The sequence below is a fragment of the Nonomuraea sp. NPDC050022 genome (assembly GCF_044460705.1).
In the GTDB taxonomy this organism is placed as follows: Bacteria; Actinomycetota; Actinomycetes; order Streptosporangiales; family Streptosporangiaceae; genus Nonomuraea.
Window position 1 is genome coordinate 398453 of the sequence record NZ_JBITKE010000008.1, and the last position, 17466, is coordinate 415918.

Sequence of the window (17466 nt, forward strand, 5' to 3'; positions counted from 1 at the left end):
AACCGAGGCCGTCATGTCGTTGTTAGGTGCGAAACAGCATGCTGGAGTCATGAGGAAACTGCGGGACGGGACCGTACGGCTGCGCTTCACCGCCCTGTACGGCGCCCTGTTCCTCCTGTCCGGCATCGGGCTGCTGGCCATCACCAACCTGGTGAGCCTGGGGACGCGGGTCACCTCCCCTGTGGGGACAGCGCCGGTCGAGCGGCTCACGCCCGGCGCCGCCCAGGAGCTCATCGCCCGCCTCCAGAGTCAGCTGTCAGAGGTCCAGGCGCTCCAGTCACGCCGGCTCCTCATCGGCTCGGCGGTCGCGCTGGCCGTCATGGCCGTGGTGTCGATCGTGCTGGGCCGGATGGTGGCGGGCCGGGTGCTGCGCCCGTTGCGGACGATCACCGCGGCCACCCGGCGGATCTCCGCCGACAACCTGCACGAGCGGCTGGCCGTGCCGGGCCCGGCCGACGAGGTGAAGGACCTCGCCGATACCATCGACGACCTGCTGGAACGCTTGGAGGGCTCCTTCGACGCGCAGCGCCGGTTCGTCGCCAACGCCTCTCACGAGCTGCGTACCCCGCTGGCGACCATGCGGGCGTCGCTGGATGTGGCCCTGGCCAAGCCGGAACCCGTACCCGCGCAGACGGTCGTGTTGTCCGAGCGGCTCCGCACCGAACTCGACCGGGTCGACCGGCTTCTGGAAGGCTTCCTGGTGCTCGCCCGCACCCAGCACGGTGCCCTGGCCGACCGGGCGGAAGTCTCGCTCGGCCGTACGGTGTCCACGGCCCTGGCCGCCCGAACCGCCGACATCACCGCCAAGAACCTCACCGTCGATGACGGCGACGTCCACGACAGCGCGTGGACGTCGGGCAGCCGGACGCTCCTGTCCCGCCTGGCCGAGAACCTGATCGACAACGCGATCACCCACAACCACGACGGCGGCTGGATCCGCCTGGCCGCCACGTCCGACGGCGCGACCGCGCTGCTCGTCGTGGAGACGGGCGGGCCGGTCCTCGACCAGGAGCAGGTGGCGCGGCTGGCCCAGCCGTTCGAGCGGCTCGGCACCGACCGGACCGGCTCGGGCGACGGCTCCGGGCTCGGACTGTCGATCGTCGCGGCCATCGCCACCGCGCACGGCGGCCGCCTGGAGCTGCGAGCCCGGCCCGACGGCGGCCTGCGGGTCACCGTCTCACTGCCGCCGACGTCCGTACGGGCGGAGGCCCCGGCGTGAAGGTGCTGGTGGCGGGGCGTGAGAGTGCTGGTGGACCGGCATCATAGATCACTTGCCGCTGTCTTCGTTCCCCCGCCAGATCCGTGGGCGGCGGTTCCCACGTAAAGACAACGACAAGAGCTCTCGGATCCGGGGACGCCGATGCCGTTGTGAACCAGAGTGCAGGGACAAATCGGCATAACCACCGTTATTCCTCACACATGGCTCCACACGGTGAATTGCTAATTTCCGATTGTCGTCATTTGATCGCCAAAAGTGTTCCAGGTGCCCTCGGGAACGGTTTCCGAAATCTGATCACTGAGGAGAATGTGCTGAGAACGGCCCAGAGAGGGCGGGAAATGCAATGAAGGAGACAGCAGTGTTCAAAAGCCGTCTGGGCCTTTCCCTGATAGGCATCGCCGGCATGATGGCGACCGTGGCGGTGGCGCCGCCCGCACAGGCCGACACCTGTGCCGCGTCCACCACCTGCTCCACCACGGTGACCTTCACCGTGGCCGCCGAGGGCGGGCTGGAGATCACCGTACCCGACACGGCCAACCTCGGTAGTGGCAGCTCGGGTGGCCAGATCAGCACGCAGCTCGGCTCGGTCACGGTGGCCGACCAGCGCGCCGCGCTCAGCGCCACCTGGGTGTCGTCCGTGATCGCCGCGTCGGGAGGCTTCACCACGGGCGGCGGCACCGCCGCCGAGACCGTTCCCAACACGGCTGTCCTGTACTGGTCCGGCGGGGCGACCGCCACCACAGGGACCGGGACTTTCGTTCCCGGTCAGGTGAACGCGGCAGCCGCGCAGTCGCTGGACGCCTCCCGCACCGCCTTCAGCAAGACGACCGGCTCCGGCGACAACTCCGCCACCTGGAACCCGACCATCGTGATCAACGTCCCCGACCAAGTGGTGGCGGGCGTCTACACCGGCACGGTGAACCACTCCGTCGCCTAGCCCAGATGCCCACTTCATTGTTGCCCCGGCTCGTCCCCGTGACGCTGCTCGCGTACGCGATGCTCAGCGCGCCGGCGATCGCGGACTCGAGCCGGGGCGCGGCGCGCCCCTCCGGCAAGGACAGCATCGGCATCAGGTTGCTGGAGATCCCCGCCAACCGGATGGACGACCCGCGCGCGCACGCCTTCATCGTCGACCACGTCAATCCCGGCACCACGTTCACCCGGCGCTTCGAGGTGTACAACATCTCGGACAAAACCCAGCACGTGCAGCTGTACACCGCCGGTGCCGGCATCAGCCACGGCCGCTTCACCTTCGAGCCCGAACGCACGCCGAACGAACTGAGCTCCTGGATCAAGCTCAACCAGGCCGCCACCGACCTGCCGCCACAGGGCAGGACGTCGGTGAAGGCCACCGTCGGCATTCCCGCGTGGGCTCCCAAAGGCGAGCGGTACGCCGTCATCTGGGCACAGATCTCCTCGCCCGGGGCGGGGCAGCAGGAGGGCATCACCCTCGTCAACCGCGTAGGACTGCGCGCCTACCTCGACGTCGGTCCGGGCGGTGAGCCACCCTCGGACTTCAAGATCGGCGAGATTCTGCCCCAGCGGGCCGAGGACGGGCAGCCGAAGATCGTGGCCACCATCGCCAACACCGGCGAACGCGCCATCGATCTCCAAGGGAGGCTGTCGCTCACGGATGGGCCGAGCTCTCTGAGCGCGGGGCCCTTCCCGATCGAGCGGGGCACGACCCTCGCCCCCGGCCAGCAGGGGAATGTCTCCGTACATCTGGGACAGGATCTTCCCGACGGGCCGTGGAAGTTCAGCCTCACGCTCAAGAGCGGCCGGATCGACCGGACGGAGACCGGAACGCTCACCTTCCCGCGCAAGGCGGGGTCGTGGGGCCTGGCCGCCGCGTCGGACTCCCCGCTGGCGCTGATCCTCGTCCTCCCCGGCCTCGCGGCCCTCGCCGCCGGGACGGTCCTGATCATCACCTTCCGCCGTCTGCGCGCCCGCCGGAAGAGCGCCGCCGGAGCCGATTCGAGCCGCTGAGCGGCGATCGGCTCCGGTGCGGCCGGGGGCGTCTGGTCATCGGCTCAGGCGACCGAGTGGCTGATGGTGCCGGTGTAGGTACCGGCCACCGCCTGGGCGGGGACGTTGATCACGATGGTCGGGTTCCAGCTGGCGGAGTTGTCGCCGGCGCCGTTGATCTTGCTGAAGGCCGTGTACACCTCGTCGAGCACCTCCGCGTCGGCGGCGGTGGGCTGGCCGGGCACGAAGGTTCCCGCACCGGTGGTGGCCGTAGCGGGCCCCGACCAGTAGCCGAGCGCGCTCAGCGGCACGGTCTCGGCGCTCGTACCGCCGCCGGTCGTGAGCGGCGTGCCGTACACGCTCGCCGTCCAGGTGGCGTTCAGCGCGGCCCGCTGGTCCATGACCGTGACGACCTGGAGCTGCCCGCTGACCTGGTCGCCGGGCTGACCGCTGCCGAGGCTGACCGGCCCGTCGGGCACGCTGATCTCCAGTCCCTCTCCCGCGTTGACGGTGAACGTCACCGTCGTGGAGCAGGTGGTCGACTCCGCGCACGTGTCCGCCTGGGCGGAGGTCGCCCATGCCAGCGCCGTGGTGACCATCGCGGCGGCTGTGCCCGCCCGTATAGCATTAAATCGGCTCATTCCCATGGCCGACCCCCTATCGAATTCGCCCCGCCCCCAGGGCGCCAACATGTCGATCAAATCCTGCTCTGCACGAGACGTCCGGAAACGCCTCCTACAAGCAACTGGCGACTCCTTTGTCATGATCTATTGGCGCTTGGCGGCTACGCTCTACTCGCTCGACAAACAGAACCTGACGGCCCCACTTTCCACCCACTAAATGTCGTTATCAGCATTTCTTTAGCGATATGTCCTTTATCGGGATGCCTTTTATCAGCGCGCTTGAGAACCGTCGCCGGGCCGCTCTGGGCAGCCGTCGCCCGGCAGGCAGTCCAGCCAAGCGACCAGGCGGGCACCTTGCCGCGTCATGACGTCGGGCTCGCGCAGGGCGTTGGCCAGCAGTGACATGCCCTGATAGGCGCCCACCAGGGTCAGGGCGAGCCCGTCAGGATCAGGCAGCCCCAGGTCGCGGAACTGCCGTTCGACCCAGTCCAGCAGCAGCCGGATGGCCTTGCCCGCCTCCACGTCCAGGCCGCCCTCGTCACGTTTGTCCAGCTCGACGGCCAGCGTTCCGGTGGGGCAGCCGTAGCGGGCCGCGAGCTCGCGCTGGCTGACCCACGCCTCCACCAGGCCCTTGAGCCGCTCCAGCGGGCCGCCGAGGCTCTCCAGGTGTTCGGTGAGCATCCCCAGCTGCCGAACGTGCTCGCTGAGCGCGGCCGAGACCAGCTCGTCCTTGGTCTTGAAGTAGTAGTACACATTGCCCACGGGCACGTCGGCGGCGCGGGCGATGTCGGCGATGGTGGTACGTTCCGCGCCTTGCTGGTGCACGACCCGGGCGGCGGCGATCATCAGCCGCTGCCGCTTGGCGGTCGCCGTCTTCAACCGGGAGCCTTTCGAGTCAGTCACCTAACTAACTATAGGCGCCCGGTCACCCGCCTGGCGAGACGCTGTTCTGTCCTGGGTCGGTCCGTGGGGCGGCGTAGTGCCACTGTCAGTGACCTGTCCCTGGGGCGGCGTAGTGCCACAGCCGAGGCACCGCCCGTACGATCAGGGCGACGGTCGTCACGGTGAGCAGCCCGCCGACGCAGATCGTCACCCGCGGGCCGAAAGCCGCCGCCGCGGTCCCGTGCAGCAGATTGGCCAGTTGGGGGCCACCGATGAGGACGACGGTGAGAGATCCCTGGATCCGGCCGCGCATGGCGTCGTCGGTGTACGCCTGGGAGATGGCGTTGCGGAAGGTGCTGAGCACGAAGTTCACCGCACCGCCGAGCAGGAGGGCCGTAAGCGCGACCCAGAGCCGCGGCGCCAACCCGAGGAAGACGACGGTCCCTCCCCAGGCAGCGGCGGCCGACGCCATCAGGGCACCGTGCCGGCGGGCGCGCGTGAACGTCCCCGACATCAGCCCCGCCACGAAGACGCCGGCCGGATAGGCGGCGTAGAGCAGACCCAGCTCCACGCCTCCTCCCACGGGTCCGCCGTAGGTGCGCTGCGCCAGTTCCGGAAGAAGCGCTGACGGCATCCCGAAGACCATCGCGGCGAGGTCCACCGCCAGCACGGCCACGAGCACCCGGCTGCTGAGCAGGTAGCGGAACCCGGCGAACGTCTGCCCGAGAATCGACGGCCGCCGCACTGTCGAAGCTTTTGAGCCGCCGTAGGACTTGGCGGCGCCGTACGGCCCGCCCCGCGACACCGGGCGGGCCGGGTCGGGCAGGATCGGCGGCAACTTGATCACCGCGTATATGACGGCCGACAACGCGACGGCGTCGAACAGGTACAGCGTGCCGAGCCCCACCACCGGAATCAGCACACCGGCCAGGAGCGGCCCCACGACCGATCCGGTGTACCGGGCCAGCGAACTGAGACTGTTGGCCGCCGTCAGCAGCTCGGCGGGCACCAGGCGGGGCACCGCGGCGCCCATCGTCGCCATGATCGCCCCGAAGGCCAGCCCTTGGCACCCCGCCAGCACCAGCAGGACGGCGACGGAGCGATTTCCCAGGCCCGCCTGAGCCCACAAGGCCAGGTAGGTCAGCGCGAGCCCGCAGTGAGCCACCAGCAGCAGCAACCGCCGGTCAATGAGGTCGGCGAGAGTTCCGGCCCCCAGCGAAGCGACGACCAGAGCACCGAACGACACCACGGCCGCACCGCCGACGGCCGCGGACGAGCCGGTCATCGTGAACAACTGCGTCGGCACCGTGACCACGCTGAACGAGCCGCCGACCGCGCAAACGGCCGAGGCGACCCACAGCCGCCGAAAGGCGGGGATCGCCAGGGGCCGCCGGTCGATCGTGTACGCGCCGAAGGAACGGACCACCGACGCGCCGCCATGGGAGCGAGGGGCCAGGCCGGTCACAGCATCACCACATCGGCCACCACGCAGGCGACGTTGTCCGGTGCCCCAGCGGCGTACACCAGCCTGACCAGCTCGTCGAGAACCTGCTCCGGCCCCTCCATACTGCTCAGGACACCGTGCAGTGCCTCTGCCGAGACGACAGTGGACAGACCATCGGAGCACAACAGATAACGGTCGCCGGCGACAGCCGTATGCAGCGAAAGGTCCGGTTGCGCCCCTCCCTTACCCATGAGCGCACGGGCCAGCAACGAGCGTTGCGGATGCGAGGCGGCCTCCTCCGGGCTGAGACGACCCTCGTCGACCAGCCCCTGCACATAGGTGTGATCGTGGGTGATCTGGAAGATCTCACCGTCGCGCAGCAGATACGCCCGCGTGTCACCGATGTGCACCAGCGCCAGCTGGGAGCCCGACCACAGCATCGCGGTCAGCGTCGTGATCGCCTCACCGGACAATGTCGACTCGGCGATGCCCTGAAGGGCCCGATCGGCATGGGTCACCGCATCAGCCAGCGCGCCGAGCAGATCCCCGGCGGGTACGGCCGCCAGCTCCAGCGGCTTGAGGGCCTCGATCGCCGCCGCGCTCGCCAGGTTGCCGCCCGGCCCGGCTCCGTCGGCCACCGCCAGGAGCCGGGTGCCGGCGTACACGGAGTCATCATTGCTCGTACGAACCAGCCCCGACTCCGACCGGGCCGCATAACGGATCCCGATCATTGCTTCCGCGTCCTCCACGGCGCTGCCCCTTCCCGACAAGTAATCGACGAGGAAGGTGGCCAGCTGCTCCCGTACGGCGGTGGCGGCCATGACCTGCGCCCAATAGCCGGCGACCTGCTCGGCCGCCGCCTCCGGTTCCAGATCGCACACCTGACGGATGCCGGCCAAGGGCATCCCCAGCCGCCGCAACCAGACGATCAACCGGGCCCGCTCCAGCTGCGCCGGATCATAGAAGCGATAACCCGACTCCCCGTCCACGGCGGCCGGGCGGAGTAGCCCGAGCTCGTCGTACAGCCGTAATGCCTTCGGCGACAACCGCGCGGCCCGAGCGAACGCCCCGATCGTCAGCAGCCCCATACCCGCCCTCCTCGCGCCGGCCAGAGCGACCGGCACCACGATGCTGCCCCTTCACCCAGGGGGAAGGTCCACTCCTGGCGCCAAGACTCTCGCGGCTCAAGCCGACAGGCCAACCGGAACGCGCCCAGGCCGTACCGGACCGGAAACGGGCGGAGGGCGGTGGCGGGGTGACCGCAATGGTCTCCCGGGTGGTTCGTCACACGACCGGTTCGATCTTTGTGACGGTCCGTGGTGGCTGGGGTCTTTGAGAGGGATACCTCCTTCGGTGGAGAAGAGGAAGACGGTCCGTCGTGGCTGGAGTCCCAGGGACGGACACCCCCTTCTGGGGCCGGTGGTGGCCTGGGACGAGCCGGGGGCGCGGTCGCTCCGAAAGGGCCGCGGCACCGCGCGGTGCTGGCCCGGCTGATCGTCGCCCGCCGCCGCGTCGTTCCGGTCTCCCGCCTGGTCGAGGACCTGTGGATCGATCCCCCTCCAGGCGCGGTGGGCGCCGTACGCACCTTCGTGGCCGCCCTGCGCCGCGCGCTGGAGCCCGAACGCCCGCCCCGCGCCGCGGCCCGGCTGCTGGTCACCGAGGGGCCGGGGTACGCGCTGCGCGCCGAGCCGGACGCGGTGGACGCCAGGGCGACGCGCTCGCGGTCCTGCGCCGGGCGCGTACGCTCCTGGTCGAGCAGCTGGGAGTGGATCCAGGCCCGGGACTGCGCCGCCTGGAGACGGACATCCTCCACCAAGCCGGCCACCTCGACCCGACCGAGGCCACAGGCCGGGTGCGGGCAGAGACGGCCGCCGCCTATGACCGCACTGTGGCGTCCGGCTCGCGAGCGCGGCTGGAGTCGACGGTGGGCCTGCTGCGCAATCTGGCGGTGACCGGGGGCGGCGGCCTGGAGGAGGCCCGACGCTATCGTGGGATGGCCGTCGCGGCGGCGGAGGAGTTGGGCGACGCGGAGCTGACCGCCCGCGTGATCGGCGCGTACGACGTACCGGCGATTTGGACCCGCTCGGACGACCCGGCACAGGCGGCACAGATCGTGGCGGCAGCCGAACGCACCCTGACCGCTCTCCCACCCGGCACGCACCAGGCGGCGCGGGCGCGGCTCCTGGCCACGATCGCCCTGGAGTCGCGCGGCACCCGCGCGGCACGCGGACCCCAGGCCTCCCGGCAGGCCGAGGAGATCGCCCGCCAATTGGACGATCCCGGCTGCTGGCGTTCGCCCTCAACGGGGTGTTCATGCAGACCTTCCACCGGGCGGGGCTCGCGCCGCGCCGCGACGAGATCGGCGCCGAGCTGGTCGCCCTGTCCGCCCGGCATGGGTTGGTCACCTTCGAGGTGCTCGGGCACCTCATCCGCCTCCAAGCCCGCAGCGCGCTAGCGGACTTCCCCGGCGCCGACGGGCACGCGACCGCCGCCGAACTGCTGGCCCGGCGGCATGAATTGCCGCTGGTGGGGGTGTTCGTCCAGTGGTACCGGGCGCTGCGGCTCGCCGCGACCGGACAAACATCGGGGGCGGAGGCGACCTCTGCGCCTGGTTCCGGACCCGCCCCGCGACCTGCTGTACGAGGCCCTGTGGTGCCTGATCGCGCGGGCGGCTATCGCCGCCGGTGACCGGGAGACGATGGAGCGCGCCCACACCGAGCTCACTCCGGCGGCGGCGGAGCCGGCCGGGGCGGACAGCGGGCTGCTCACCCTGGGCCCGGTCGCCACGCACCTCGACGACCTCGCCACCGCCCTCCGCCATCGACCCTGACCTCGCTCCGCGCACGATAGACGCGCGAGCAGCCGACCACCGCCGTCGAGGTCGCGAGGCGAGTCACAGCTCGGCGAGACGACCGCTGAGGAAGCGACGCTCGGCCTCGGTGGTGGCGAGGTCGAGGGCTCTGAGGTATGCCGCCCGCGCCGCCACCGAGTCGCCGAGACGCCGCAGGAGTTCGGCCCGGGTGGAGTGGAAGTAGCGGTAGTCGTCGAGGTGGAGCGCGTCGAGGATCGTCAGAGCCGCCCGCGGCCCCTCGACCTCGGCGATCGCCACGGCCCGGTTGAGCTCGACGACCGCCGAGCCCGTCAGTTGCCGCAAGCGGTCATAGAGCGCGGCGACGGCCGGCCAGTCGATGCGTTCCTCGGTCTGCAGATCGGCGATGGCGGCCTGCACCGTATAGGCGCCGGAAGCACCCGACCTGACGGCGCGGTCGAGCAGCGCCCGCCCTTCCTCGAGCTGGGCGGTGTTCCACAGGCGGCGATCCTGGTCGTGGAGCAGGATCATCTCGCCGTCGCGAACACGGGCCGCGCGACGTGAGTCGTGCAGCAGCATCAGGGCCAGCAGCGCCGCCGCCTCGGGCTCGTCGGGCATGAGGTCGAGGAGTGTCCGGCCCAGCCGGATCGCCTCCGCCGCGAGGTCGGCCCGGCCGTCGCCGTACCCCTGGTTGAAGACCAGGTAGAGCACCGCGAGGACCGCGCTCAGGCGGGAGGGCAGCAGGCGCTCGTGCGGAATCGCGAAGGGGATCGCGGCCGCCCGGATCTTGTTGCGCGCGCGGGAGAGGCGGCGCTTCATCGTCTCGTCGTTCACCAGGAACGCACGGGCGATCTCCGGAGTCGACAGACCGCCCAGCGCGCGCAGTGTGAGCGCGACCTGGGCTTCGGTCGCCAGGGCGGGGTGACAGCACATGAAGAACAGTTCGAGGCGTTCGTCGGGGATCGTCGTCTCGTCCATCGTGACCTCCTCCGGCATGGGGTGGTCCAGCAGCCGGGTCTTCTCCGCCCGAGTACGGTCGCGGCGAAGGCGGTCGATCGCCCGGTTGCGGCCGGTCACCACGAGCCAGGCCCCCGGATTGTCCGGCAGCCCGTCGCGTGCCCAGCGCTCAGCGGCGATGACGAACGCCTCCTGCGCGGCCTCCTCGGCGAGGTCGACGTCGCCGAGGAAGCTCACCAGGGCCGCGAACACGCGTGCCCACTGGTCGCGGAAGACCTCCTCGAGCACGGCCTACCACTCCACCAGCGGCCGTACTTCGACCGAGCCGCCGAGGCGGGCGGCCGGGATCCGGGCGGCGAGCTCCAGCGCGGAGTCGAGATCGTCCGTCTCGACGATGTAGAAGCCGCCGAAGATCTCCTTGGTGTCGGCGAACGGCCCGTCGGTCAGCAGCGGCTCGCCGTTCTGGACGCGGACGGTGGTCGCGGTGTCGGCCGGTTGCAGCCGCTCGCCCCCGAGCATGCGCTCGTCCTTCATGAGCGCGATGTACTCGGCGCTGATGGCGGCGCGCTGGTCCTCGCTGAGACCCTCGTACGCCCCGGGGCGCTCATTGATCAGCAGGGCGTATTTCACCGGTGCTCTCCAATCCCGGAAGTACGGTCGTAGACGAGGCGGACGGCCTGGCCGACCTTTTCGGCGGACACGAGGTCCAAACCGAGGGGCTGGTCGAACAGGTGTCGACCCGCGCCGAGCACTGTCGGGAAGACCAGCAGCCGGTATTGATCGATCAGGTCGTGGGTCCGCAGCGCATCGACGATGCTAGCGCTGCCCGCGATCACAACGTCCTGGCTCTGCCGGCGCTTGGCCACCTCCTCGGCCAGGTCCCCCCGCAGCAGGGTGGAGTTGTGCCACCCCTCGACGTGGTCCAGCGAGCGTGAGGCGACGAGCTTGGGGATGGCGTTCATCTTCTGGGAGAACTCGTCCTGCCTGGGGGACCAGATGCGCGAGAACAGCTGCCAGGTGACCCGGCCCAGCAGCATGACTCCGGTGTCCAGCACCTCCCCCAGCTCGAACTTGTCGCCGGCCACGCTTTCGGGCCCGTGGCGGAACGCCCACCCTCCCTGCGCCGAGCCGGCCGACCCGTCCGGGTCCTCCATGACCCCGTCGAGGGAGACGAACTGGATGACGATCACCTTACTCATGACCTTGAACCTCCACGTAACCGGTTTGTCGGGCATAGGACGAACAGGCCACGCTTCTGGGGACAGGTGAAAAATGTGATGCCGGTCACAGTCGCACGCCAGTGGTCGGGTAGGCATCTCGGGGCCTAACGGGTGTCAGGTCACTGCCGGTCCGGTGGCCCCCACGGCCGTGCGGGCGTCAGGTTTCCGCCGGTCCGGTGGCTCGGGGCCGGGCGGGGCCGGCGCCGAAGGCGTCCGCGCACAATTGGGCGAACCACCCCACCCCCGGCAGCAGGAGCACCCAGCCGAGCAGCGCCCACCCCAGGTGGAGGTGCTGGGCCGCGTGGGCGAAGGCCGCCACTCCCTGGGCACGCAGCCCGTCGGCACGTTCGTAGGTCATCCGCCGCAAACCCCCCGGATGCCTTTCCGCAGGCTGGATCCGCAGCGAGACGGGCCGCCGGCGGACGAACCACCGGCCGACCGCGTCGCACCGCTCGCAGGTCGCGGCCACGTGAAGGTCTGCGGGCGGCAGACCGGGGTAGGGGCGGCTGCGGGGCAGCCAGGCGCGTACCTGGTCACGGTAGTCCGTCCAGTCCTGGCCGTACCGCGACACGAGCTGGGTCCCCTCGTGCCAGGCGGCCAGCCCCGCGCCGTAGGCGACGCAGCTCACCGCGGCGGCGGCGAAGCGCAGGTCGAGCACCGCGAGCAGCAGGTAGGCGCCCGCCATCGAGGACTGCATGGGATTGCGCAGATAGGCGTACGGCCCGCTCGTGACCAGGCGTTTGGGCGGATCGTACGGCACCGGCGTCCCTCCCCCGGCGACGGCGAACTCGCGGACGGCGGCCAACCCGAACAGCAGCGGCACCGCCACGACCTGTCCCAGCAGCCCGATCACCCACTCGGGCTGCCGCCATACGCCGGTCAGCGCGACGGGCACGCCGAGCATGAGCCCGCCCACGAGGCCCACCTGGAACGACACGCGCCAGGTGAGCCGCCGGTCCGCGGCGGTCCAGCGGGCCAGCAGCAGGCCGGGCAGCAGGCAGAACGCGATCGCGGCGGCCTCCCCGTACAGCCACCCTTGACCCAGCGCCACGACCGGCTCGGCCAGCGGCATCACCCCCAGATCCAGCCAGGCGAACCCCGCCAGGACCAGCGGCAGCGGGTACGCCCGCGCCACGCACGCGGGCAGCGCGCCCCACAGCAACGCCCAGCCCAGCAGAAGATCGACGGGGACGCCCGCCACCACGGCGCCCTCGGCGGCGAAGCGCCACCAGCCCGCGTACGCGGCGACGACGTTCACGACCGTGAGGCTGACCAGGTTCCAGGCCGTGGCCAGGATCATCGCGGCGAGATCCCGCTCCCCCGGCCGCCGTACGGCCGCCGCGATCCAGACGGCGGCCATCGGGACGAAGAGCGCGACACCCCGGATGAGCGTGGGATCACTCATCCGGCGAACGTCTTGACCAGGTAGCCGGCCGCCTCGGACAGCGCGTAGCTCTGCAGCGGGCCGAAGTACCAGCCCGGATCGAAGGTACGGCGGTAGGCCAAGGTCACCGTCAGACGGCCGCTTCGCCAGTCGAACGTCGCCCGGCGCAGGTCCAGCCAGCGCGCGAGCGTGGTGTCCTCCACCACGGCGAACACCACCCGCCCCGGCATGCGCTCGCTCACCCGCAGGGTCATGGACCGGGGCTCCAAGGGCGCGCCGATGCCCAGCGAGCGGCGCGGCGTGAAGATGATCTTCCGGGTGTCGCCGACGGCCAGCCCGGTGCCTTCGGCCCGTAACGGCCGGGGGAAGCCGAGCGACAGGAACCGCGACTCCACGGGCCCGAACCGGGGTTCGGCGGCCAGCGCCCGCTCGACGTTCGCCGCCGCCTGTTCGGCATTCGCCGCCGTCCGTTCGAGGTTCGTCGCCGCCATCGCCCCGGTGACGCTCACCTCGTTGTCACGGGGCAGCGAGACCGCCGTGCCCTCCAGCGTGGCGGCGACGAGAAGCGGCGCGAGAAGGAGGTTCATCCGGCCCTTGCCCCGGTGGCGCCGGACTTCGTCGATGAGCAATCCGACGAGCAGGCCGACCAGGTAGAACAGCGGCGCGGCCATGACCAGGCAGACGATCCCCTCCCCGAGCAGCGGACCGGCCAGGGCTAAGGCGACGGTGATGGACGCCATGATCATGCCGATGGTGCTGCGCGGCCGCGCGGTGAGGGCGACGGTGACGGCGATCACCGCCGGGATGCCGACGTAGAACAGCGCCGTCTGCTCCAGATGCCCCTCGTGCAGGACCCTGTCGAGCAACATCGCCGCGAACAGCGCGACCAGCACCCCGGCCAGCGTCCACCGCGCCCTCACCTGCGGCTGGCGTTCAGGCTCCATCCGCCCCCTTAACCAGTAGATTTAATCAGGCGATTAAACTGTACGATGAGGACGCGGGATTCTGTCAATGGGGGTGCGGGTGGCCGAGAAGCAACAGCAGGGCGCGGAGACCCGAGACCGGCTCATCGACGCCGCGGCCGAGACGATCCGGAGCCAGGGCTACGCCGGTACCAGCGCGCGAGCCATCGCCAAGGCCGCGGAGGTCAACTCGGCGCTGGTCTTCTACCATTTCGGCGGCGTCGACGCGCTGCTGCTCGCCGCGCTGGACCGCTCGTCGGAGCAGCGCATGGCCACCTACCGGGAGGCCGTGGACAAGGCCAAGAACCTCGAGGAACTCGTCGAGACCGCGAGCGCCATCTACCGGGCCGACCTCGAAGGCGGCCACATCACGCTGTTCTCCGAGATGGTCGGCGCGAGCATCGCCCGGCCCGAACTCCGCGCGGAGATCACCGCGCGCTCCGAGCCCTGGATCGACTTCATCGAGCAGGCCCTGGAGCGGGTCATCGGCGGATCGCCCCTGGCCAGGCTGCTGCCGCCGCGCGATCTGGCGTACGCGGCGATCACGTTCTACCTGGGCGTCAACCTCTTCACCCACCTCGACGCCGACCGCACCCGGACCGAGGCCATGTTCAACCTCGCCGAACGGGTCGCACCCCGCGCGCGGCTGCTCACCATGCGCCTGCCCGGCCGCCGTGGCAACGACAAGCCCAAAAAATAGCTCATGTCGAGACGGGCGAGGTGAGGGTCATGGTGAGCCCTCCCCCGGGCGTCTCCTCCGGTACGAGGGTGCCGCCCATGGCCTCGGTCAGCCCTCGGGAGAGCGCGAGGCCGACGCCTGCGCCCATTCGGGTCAGTCCGGCAGTCTCATCTCCAGTCCGTAACGCAGCCCGACCTGCGTCACGGCCTTGAGACTGGGCAAGGGATGGTCCGCCGGTGGAGCCTGCCGGGTCGGCGCCAGCTCCCCGATCTCGGTGAAGAACCCTTCGATGCCGCCGGGCGCGTAGAACACGAGAATGCGCGCGTCCGTGAGGGGCTCGAAGCGCTCCCACGTCCTGTCGGGGATGTAGAAGAACGAACCCGGGCCGCCCTCCACCACCTCGTCGTCGATGTAGACGCGGACCGTCCCCTCCAGGATGTAGAGCATCTCCGTTCCCGGATGCGTGTGCGGCGGGGGGCCCATTCCGGCCGGGACGGTCATCTCTATGACCGTCACGCCGCCACCCGTCTCGTCGCTCGCGGCCTTGACCTCGTAGAGACCGCCGAGCACCCAGAACGCGTCGCCTTCCCCAGGCTTGCGCGCGATCACATTGTCGGCCATGTCATCCCCCTCCGCTCCGTAATCACCACCTGACCAGGAGTGATCCGGACAGGTCAATCGAACCCCGGACAAGAGTCTCCAGAAGCAGGTAAACAAGACCGCTAGCCCACGTCTCCTGGGGGCCTGGGGGACGGATCAGCGGGCAGCCTCCTGCGGCCCTGAGGGGACGAATCTCTTCAGCGCCTCCTTGCCGACCCGCACCGCCGCGTTCCCGCGTTCGAGCAGGTCGTCCTGGTACTCCCCCAGCGCCGAGATCAGGTCCCGCTCGCCTCGGTGGACCTCGGCCAGCCGGGCGCTCAGCCGTACGGCGTCCTGCATGGCGGTGTTCGCGCCGTTCCCGCCGCTGGCCAGTGTCAGGTGCGCGGAGTCACCGAGCAGCGTGACCCGGCCCACCGGCCAGGGCGGCATCGGGCGGTCATAGATCTTGGACCGGCCGACGGCGCTCATGTCGGCGGAGCGCACCAGATCCCGCAGGTCGGGATGCCAGCCCTCGAGGAGCTCCAGCACCAACTCGCGCGCGTCCTCCCCGGCGGACCCCGGATTGGTGGCCGCCGGGTGCTCCGGCGGCACAAGGAGCACCCACCGTACATAGCTGTCCCGGTACGGCATCTCCAGCCCGGGGACGAGCTCGGCGGCGGCCGCGGACGGCTCCCTGTCGAACTGCATCCGGCCCAGCATCAGCGTGATTCCGGGGCCCTTCACCATGGTGCCGCGCCCCGGCACCAGCCGCAGGAAGCGGTCGGTGATCGTGGTGCGCCCCATCGCGCCGCACAGGTCCGCGTCGACCAGCCCGACCTCGGGCGCCAGATACCGCCGAACCACCGAGTTGCCGCCGTCGGCGCCGACCAGCACCGCTCCCGTGGCCTCCGTACCGTCGGCGAAGCGCGCGGTCACGGTCCCGCCCGCCCCGTCAGCGAAACGCGCGGACGCGCTCCCGCCCGCCCTTTCCGCACCGTGGGCGGAGCGCGCGGCCGCCCCCTCCACGACGCCCGTCAGCCGCTTGCCGTGCGTGACCCGGTCGCCCAGGTCGCCGAGCAGGATCCGCCGCAATACCTGCCGGTCCACCGCCCTGCTTCCCTCCACCGGCCCCTCCAGGTCGCGGCTGAGGAGCGTTAATTGCTCGTCGAACAGCAGCCCCGGCCCGGTCAGGTCCCCACTGGTGGCCTCGACCAGCTCGTAGAGCCGCTGCGGCAGGCTCGCCCGCAGCGCGGTCAGCCCCGGCTCCGCCAGCCCGATCCGGTATCCCTGGAACCGCTCGCCGCTGCCGTCGTCCGCCTCGTACACGCGCACGTCGAGGCCCGCTCGGACGAGCGCGTGGGCGAGCGTCAGCCCGCCGAGCCCGGCCCCGATCACCAGCACCCGTCCCACGCCTTGCTCGGTCATGACACCCTCCGTCTCCGACGCCGTTCCGACGTGAACGACGTTCACGTGTACATTGTTCACGTACAGAGAGCCGCATTGTCAACCACGTCTTGGAGGATTCGATGAGTGAGCGACGCGCCCAGGTGCTTCAGGCGGCGATCGAGCTGCTCGACGAGGTCGGCCTGGACGGTCTCACCATGCGGCTCCTGGCGAGCCGGCTCGGCGTGCGGGCAGGCGCGCTGTACCGGCATTACCCGAGCAAGCAGGCCCTGCTGGACGCCATGGTCGCGCACCTGGCCGTCCCGCCGGGCGAGGCCGTGCCGCCGCTCGACGGCCCCTGGGACGAGCGGCTGCGCCTCCTCGCGATCGGCACGCGGGAGCTCATGCTGGCCCACCGCGACGGGGCGCGCCTCATGTCCACCTTCCAGAACCCGGGCAGCGAGGCCGTCGCCTTCTACCACGATCTCATCGCCACCCTGACCGCCGCGGGCGTCCCCGCGGACACGGCCGCCGCGGCCGTGGACACCGTCATGGCCTACGTCAACGGCTACACGACCGAGGAACAGGCCCGCTCGATCGCCACCCAGCCCAGAGAGTTCCGCGACCGCACCTTCCGCGCCGGCCTCGAACTGATCATCGCCGGAACCAAGGCATCCCTGCCCTGAGCTGCCCCTGGAGCCGCTCTGGACCTGCCCCTGGAGCTGCGACGACACGATCGCTCGGCATCGGGGAAAAAATCTGGCGCCGCCGTGTCGAATCGCCGTCGATGTGTTCGACGCGTTAGTGACAGGACAGCCCGGGACTCACCGTTCCGGACTCCCGCACTCGGAGGAGCGCATCATGCAGAAGATCACCACGTTCCTGTGGTTCGACAATCAGGCCGAAGAGGCGGCGGCTTTCTACACCTCGCTGTTCGAGGACTCGCGGATCCTGGAGGTCCAGCGCTACGGCGACGCCGGGCCGGGTCCGGCGGGGACGGCCATGACGGTGTCGTTCGAGCTGGCGGGCCAGCGGTTCGTCGCGCTGAACGGCGGCCCGGAGTTCGCCTTCACCGAGGCGATCTCGCTGTACGTCGACTGCGCCTCGCAGGAAGAGGTCGACGAGCTGTGGGCCAAGCTCACCGAGGGTGGCTCGGAATCGCAGTGCGGCTGGCTGAAGGACAGGTGGGGCCTGTCCTGGCAGATCGTCCCCAAGGTACTGCCCGAGCTGCTGGGCAACCCCGACCCGGCCAAGGCGCAGCAGGTCATGAAGGCCATGCTGGGCATGCGGAAGATCGACATCAAGGCCCTGGAAGAGGCCGCCCGCCTCTAGCGGCTGTCCGATGACGGCGCCGCGGTCC

The 17466-nt window shown here is 70.4% G+C and carries 18 protein-coding genes and 1 pseudogene; 7 read left to right on the forward strand and 12 right to left on the reverse strand.

Annotation, left to right across the window (positions count from 1 at the left end):
* The first annotated feature begins 49 nt into the window (after positions 1 to 49).
* The 3 genes from ACIBO2_RS34190 to ACIBO2_RS34200 all read left to right on the forward strand — a co-directional run bounded on the left by ACIBO2_RS34190 (position 50) and on the right by ACIBO2_RS34200 (position 3205).
* Positions 50 to 1219: an ATP-binding protein gene (locus ACIBO2_RS34190; protein WP_397302250.1), complete on the forward strand. Its 1170-nt coding sequence runs from the start codon at positions 50 to 52 to the stop codon at positions 1217 to 1219.
* 358 nt (positions 1220 to 1577) lie between these two features.
* Positions 1578 to 2156 (forward strand): hypothetical protein, encoded by a 579-nt coding sequence (locus tag ACIBO2_RS34195; RefSeq protein ID WP_358551806.1) that lies wholly within the window; start codon positions 1578 to 1580, stop codon positions 2154 to 2156.
* Positions 2157 to 2161: 5 nt separating this feature from the next.
* Positions 2162 to 3205, forward strand: coding sequence for a hypothetical protein (locus ACIBO2_RS34200; RefSeq protein ID WP_358551808.1), 1044 nt, complete (start codon positions 2162 to 2164; stop codon positions 3203 to 3205).
* Between the two features lie 44 nt (positions 3206 to 3249).
* Here the strand turns inward: ACIBO2_RS34200 and ACIBO2_RS34205 are convergent, their stop codons facing one another.
* From ACIBO2_RS34205 to ACIBO2_RS34220, 4 genes are all read right to left on the reverse strand, one after another.
* A complete protein-coding gene (locus tag ACIBO2_RS34205; RefSeq protein ID WP_358551810.1) occupies positions 3250 to 3783 on the reverse strand; it encodes a hypothetical protein in 534 nt (177 codons plus the stop codon).
* A gap of 294 nt (positions 3784 to 4077) precedes the next feature.
* On the reverse strand, positions 4078 to 4710 hold the full coding sequence (locus ACIBO2_RS34210; RefSeq protein ID WP_358551812.1) for a TetR/AcrR family transcriptional regulator: 633 nt from the start codon (positions 4708 to 4710) through the stop codon (positions 4078 to 4080).
* Positions 4711 to 4795: 85 nt separating this feature from the next.
* Positions 4796 to 6154, reverse strand: coding sequence for an MFS transporter (locus ACIBO2_RS34215; RefSeq protein WP_397302255.1), 1359 nt, complete (start codon positions 6152 to 6154; stop codon positions 4796 to 4798).
* Positions 6151 to 7221 (reverse strand): MerR family transcriptional regulator, encoded by a 1071-nt coding sequence (locus ACIBO2_RS34220; protein WP_358551816.1) that lies wholly within the window; start codon positions 7219 to 7221, stop codon positions 6151 to 6153. The genes ACIBO2_RS34215 and ACIBO2_RS34220 overlap by 4 nt, the downstream gene beginning before the upstream one ends.
* A gap of 265 nt (positions 7222 to 7486) precedes the next feature.
* Between ACIBO2_RS34220 and ACIBO2_RS34225 the strand changes: the two are divergent.
* A pseudogene (locus ACIBO2_RS34225) lies at positions 7487 to 8963 on the forward strand (BTAD domain-containing putative transcriptional regulator).
* A 63-nt stretch (positions 8964 to 9026) separates the two neighbouring features.
* On the opposite strand, the gene ACIBO2_RS34230 reads toward ACIBO2_RS34225, so the two are convergent.
* The 5 genes from ACIBO2_RS34230 to ACIBO2_RS34250 all read right to left on the reverse strand — a co-directional run bounded on the left by ACIBO2_RS34230 (position 9027) and on the right by ACIBO2_RS34250 (position 13447).
* Entirely contained in the window at positions 9027 to 10187 is a 1161-nt protein-coding gene (locus ACIBO2_RS34230) for an RNA polymerase sigma factor (protein WP_397302258.1), read from the reverse strand.
* 3 nt (positions 10188 to 10190) lie between these two features.
* A complete protein-coding gene (locus ACIBO2_RS34235) occupies positions 10191 to 10529 on the reverse strand; it encodes a YciI family protein (RefSeq protein ID WP_358551818.1) in 339 nt (112 codons plus the stop codon).
* Complete coding sequence (locus tag ACIBO2_RS34240) at positions 10526 to 11098, reverse strand: dihydrofolate reductase family protein (protein WP_397302261.1); 573 nt, start codon at positions 11096 to 11098, stop codon at positions 10526 to 10528. Before ACIBO2_RS34240 ends, ACIBO2_RS34235 begins: the two co-directional genes overlap by 4 nt.
* 178 nt (positions 11099 to 11276) lie before the next feature.
* A complete protein-coding gene (locus ACIBO2_RS34245; protein WP_358551822.1) occupies positions 11277 to 12524 on the reverse strand; it encodes an isoprenylcysteine carboxylmethyltransferase family protein in 1248 nt (415 codons plus the stop codon).
* Positions 12521 to 13447, reverse strand: a complete 927-nt coding sequence (locus tag ACIBO2_RS34250; RefSeq protein WP_358551824.1) for a hypothetical protein — start codon at positions 13445 to 13447, stop codon at positions 12521 to 12523. The genes ACIBO2_RS34245 and ACIBO2_RS34250 overlap by 4 nt, the downstream gene beginning before the upstream one ends.
* 67 nt (positions 13448 to 13514) lie before the next feature.
* On the opposite strand from ACIBO2_RS34250, the gene ACIBO2_RS34255 reads away from it, so the two are divergent.
* A complete protein-coding gene (locus ACIBO2_RS34255; protein WP_397302264.1) occupies positions 13515 to 14165 on the forward strand; it encodes a TetR/AcrR family transcriptional regulator in 651 nt (216 codons plus the stop codon).
* Between the two features lies 1 nt (position 14166).
* On the opposite strand, the gene ACIBO2_RS34260 is transcribed toward ACIBO2_RS34255, so the two are convergent.
* From ACIBO2_RS34260 to ACIBO2_RS34270, 3 genes are all read right to left on the reverse strand, one after another.
* The gene (locus tag ACIBO2_RS34260) at positions 14167 to 14292 is read right to left on the reverse strand and encodes a hypothetical protein (RefSeq protein WP_358551980.1); all 126 of its coding nucleotides are present in this window, start codon (positions 14290 to 14292) and stop codon (positions 14167 to 14169) included.
* Positions 14293 to 14297: 5 nt separating this feature from the next.
* Positions 14298 to 14765: a cupin domain-containing protein gene (locus ACIBO2_RS34265; protein ID WP_358551828.1), complete on the reverse strand. Its 468-nt coding sequence runs from the start codon at positions 14763 to 14765 to the stop codon at positions 14298 to 14300.
* 135 nt (positions 14766 to 14900) lie between these two features.
* Positions 14901 to 16148: an NAD(P)/FAD-dependent oxidoreductase gene (locus ACIBO2_RS34270; RefSeq protein ID WP_358551830.1), complete on the reverse strand. Its 1248-nt coding sequence runs from the start codon at positions 16146 to 16148 to the stop codon at positions 14901 to 14903.
* 101 nt (positions 16149 to 16249) lie between these two features.
* Here ACIBO2_RS34270 and ACIBO2_RS34275 point away from each other — a divergent pair, with 101 nt between their 5' ends.
* Positions 16250 to 16792, forward strand: a complete 543-nt coding sequence (locus tag ACIBO2_RS34275) for a TetR/AcrR family transcriptional regulator C-terminal domain-containing protein (protein ID WP_358551832.1) — start codon at positions 16250 to 16252, stop codon at positions 16790 to 16792.
* Positions 16793 to 16967: 175 nt separating this feature from the next.
* Positions 16968 to 17438 carry a VOC family protein gene (locus ACIBO2_RS34280; RefSeq protein ID WP_358551834.1) on the forward strand — a complete coding sequence of 157 codons (471 nt, stop codon included), beginning with the start codon at positions 16968 to 16970 and terminating at the stop codon, positions 17436 to 17438.
* Positions 17439 to 17466 lie beyond the last annotated feature (28 nt).

What these genes read in the sequence shown, in the direction of transcription:
- ACIBO2_RS34190 (WP_397302250.1), top strand. Translation starts at nt 50, where the DNA reads ATGAGGAAACTGCGGGACGGGACCGTACGGCTGCGCTTCACCGCCCTG.
- ACIBO2_RS34200 (WP_358551808.1), top strand. Translation starts at nt 2,162, where the DNA reads ATGCCCACTTCATTGTTGCCCCGGCTCGTCCCCGTGACGCTGCTCGCG.
- ACIBO2_RS34205 (WP_358551810.1), bottom strand. Translation starts at nt 3,783, where the DNA reads ATGGTCACCACGGCGCTGGCATGGGCGACCTCCGCCCAGGCGGACACG.
- ACIBO2_RS34220 (WP_358551816.1), bottom strand. Translation starts at nt 7,221, where the DNA reads ATGGGGCTGCTGACGATCGGGGCGTTCGCTCGGGCCGCGCGGTTGTCG.
- ACIBO2_RS34240 (WP_397302261.1), bottom strand. Translation starts at nt 11,098, where the DNA reads ATGAGTAAGGTGATCGTCATCCAGTTCGTCTCCCTCGACGGGGTCATG.
- ACIBO2_RS34245 (WP_358551822.1), bottom strand. Translation starts at nt 12,524, where the DNA reads ATGAGTGATCCCACGCTCATCCGGGGTGTCGCGCTCTTCGTCCCGATG.
- ACIBO2_RS34250 (WP_358551824.1), bottom strand. Translation starts at nt 13,447, where the DNA reads ATGGAGCCTGAACGCCAGCCGCAGGTGAGGGCGCGGTGGACGCTGGCC.
- ACIBO2_RS34255 (WP_397302264.1), top strand. Translation starts at nt 13,515, where the DNA reads ATGGGGGTGCGGGTGGCCGAGAAGCAACAGCAGGGCGCGGAGACCCGA.
- ACIBO2_RS34260 (WP_358551980.1), bottom strand. Translation starts at nt 14,292, where the DNA reads ATGGGCGCAGGCGTCGGCCTCGCGCTCTCCCGAGGGCTGACCGAGGCC.
- ACIBO2_RS34265 (WP_358551828.1), bottom strand. Translation starts at nt 14,765, where the DNA reads ATGGCCGACAATGTGATCGCGCGCAAGCCTGGGGAAGGCGACGCGTTC.
- ACIBO2_RS34270 (WP_358551830.1), bottom strand. Translation starts at nt 16,148, where the DNA reads ATGACCGAGCAAGGCGTGGGACGGGTGCTGGTGATCGGGGCCGGGCTC.
- ACIBO2_RS34275 (WP_358551832.1), top strand. Translation starts at nt 16,250, where the DNA reads ATGAGTGAGCGACGCGCCCAGGTGCTTCAGGCGGCGATCGAGCTGCTC.
- ACIBO2_RS34280 (WP_358551834.1), top strand. Translation starts at nt 16,968, where the DNA reads ATGCAGAAGATCACCACGTTCCTGTGGTTCGACAATCAGGCCGAAGAG.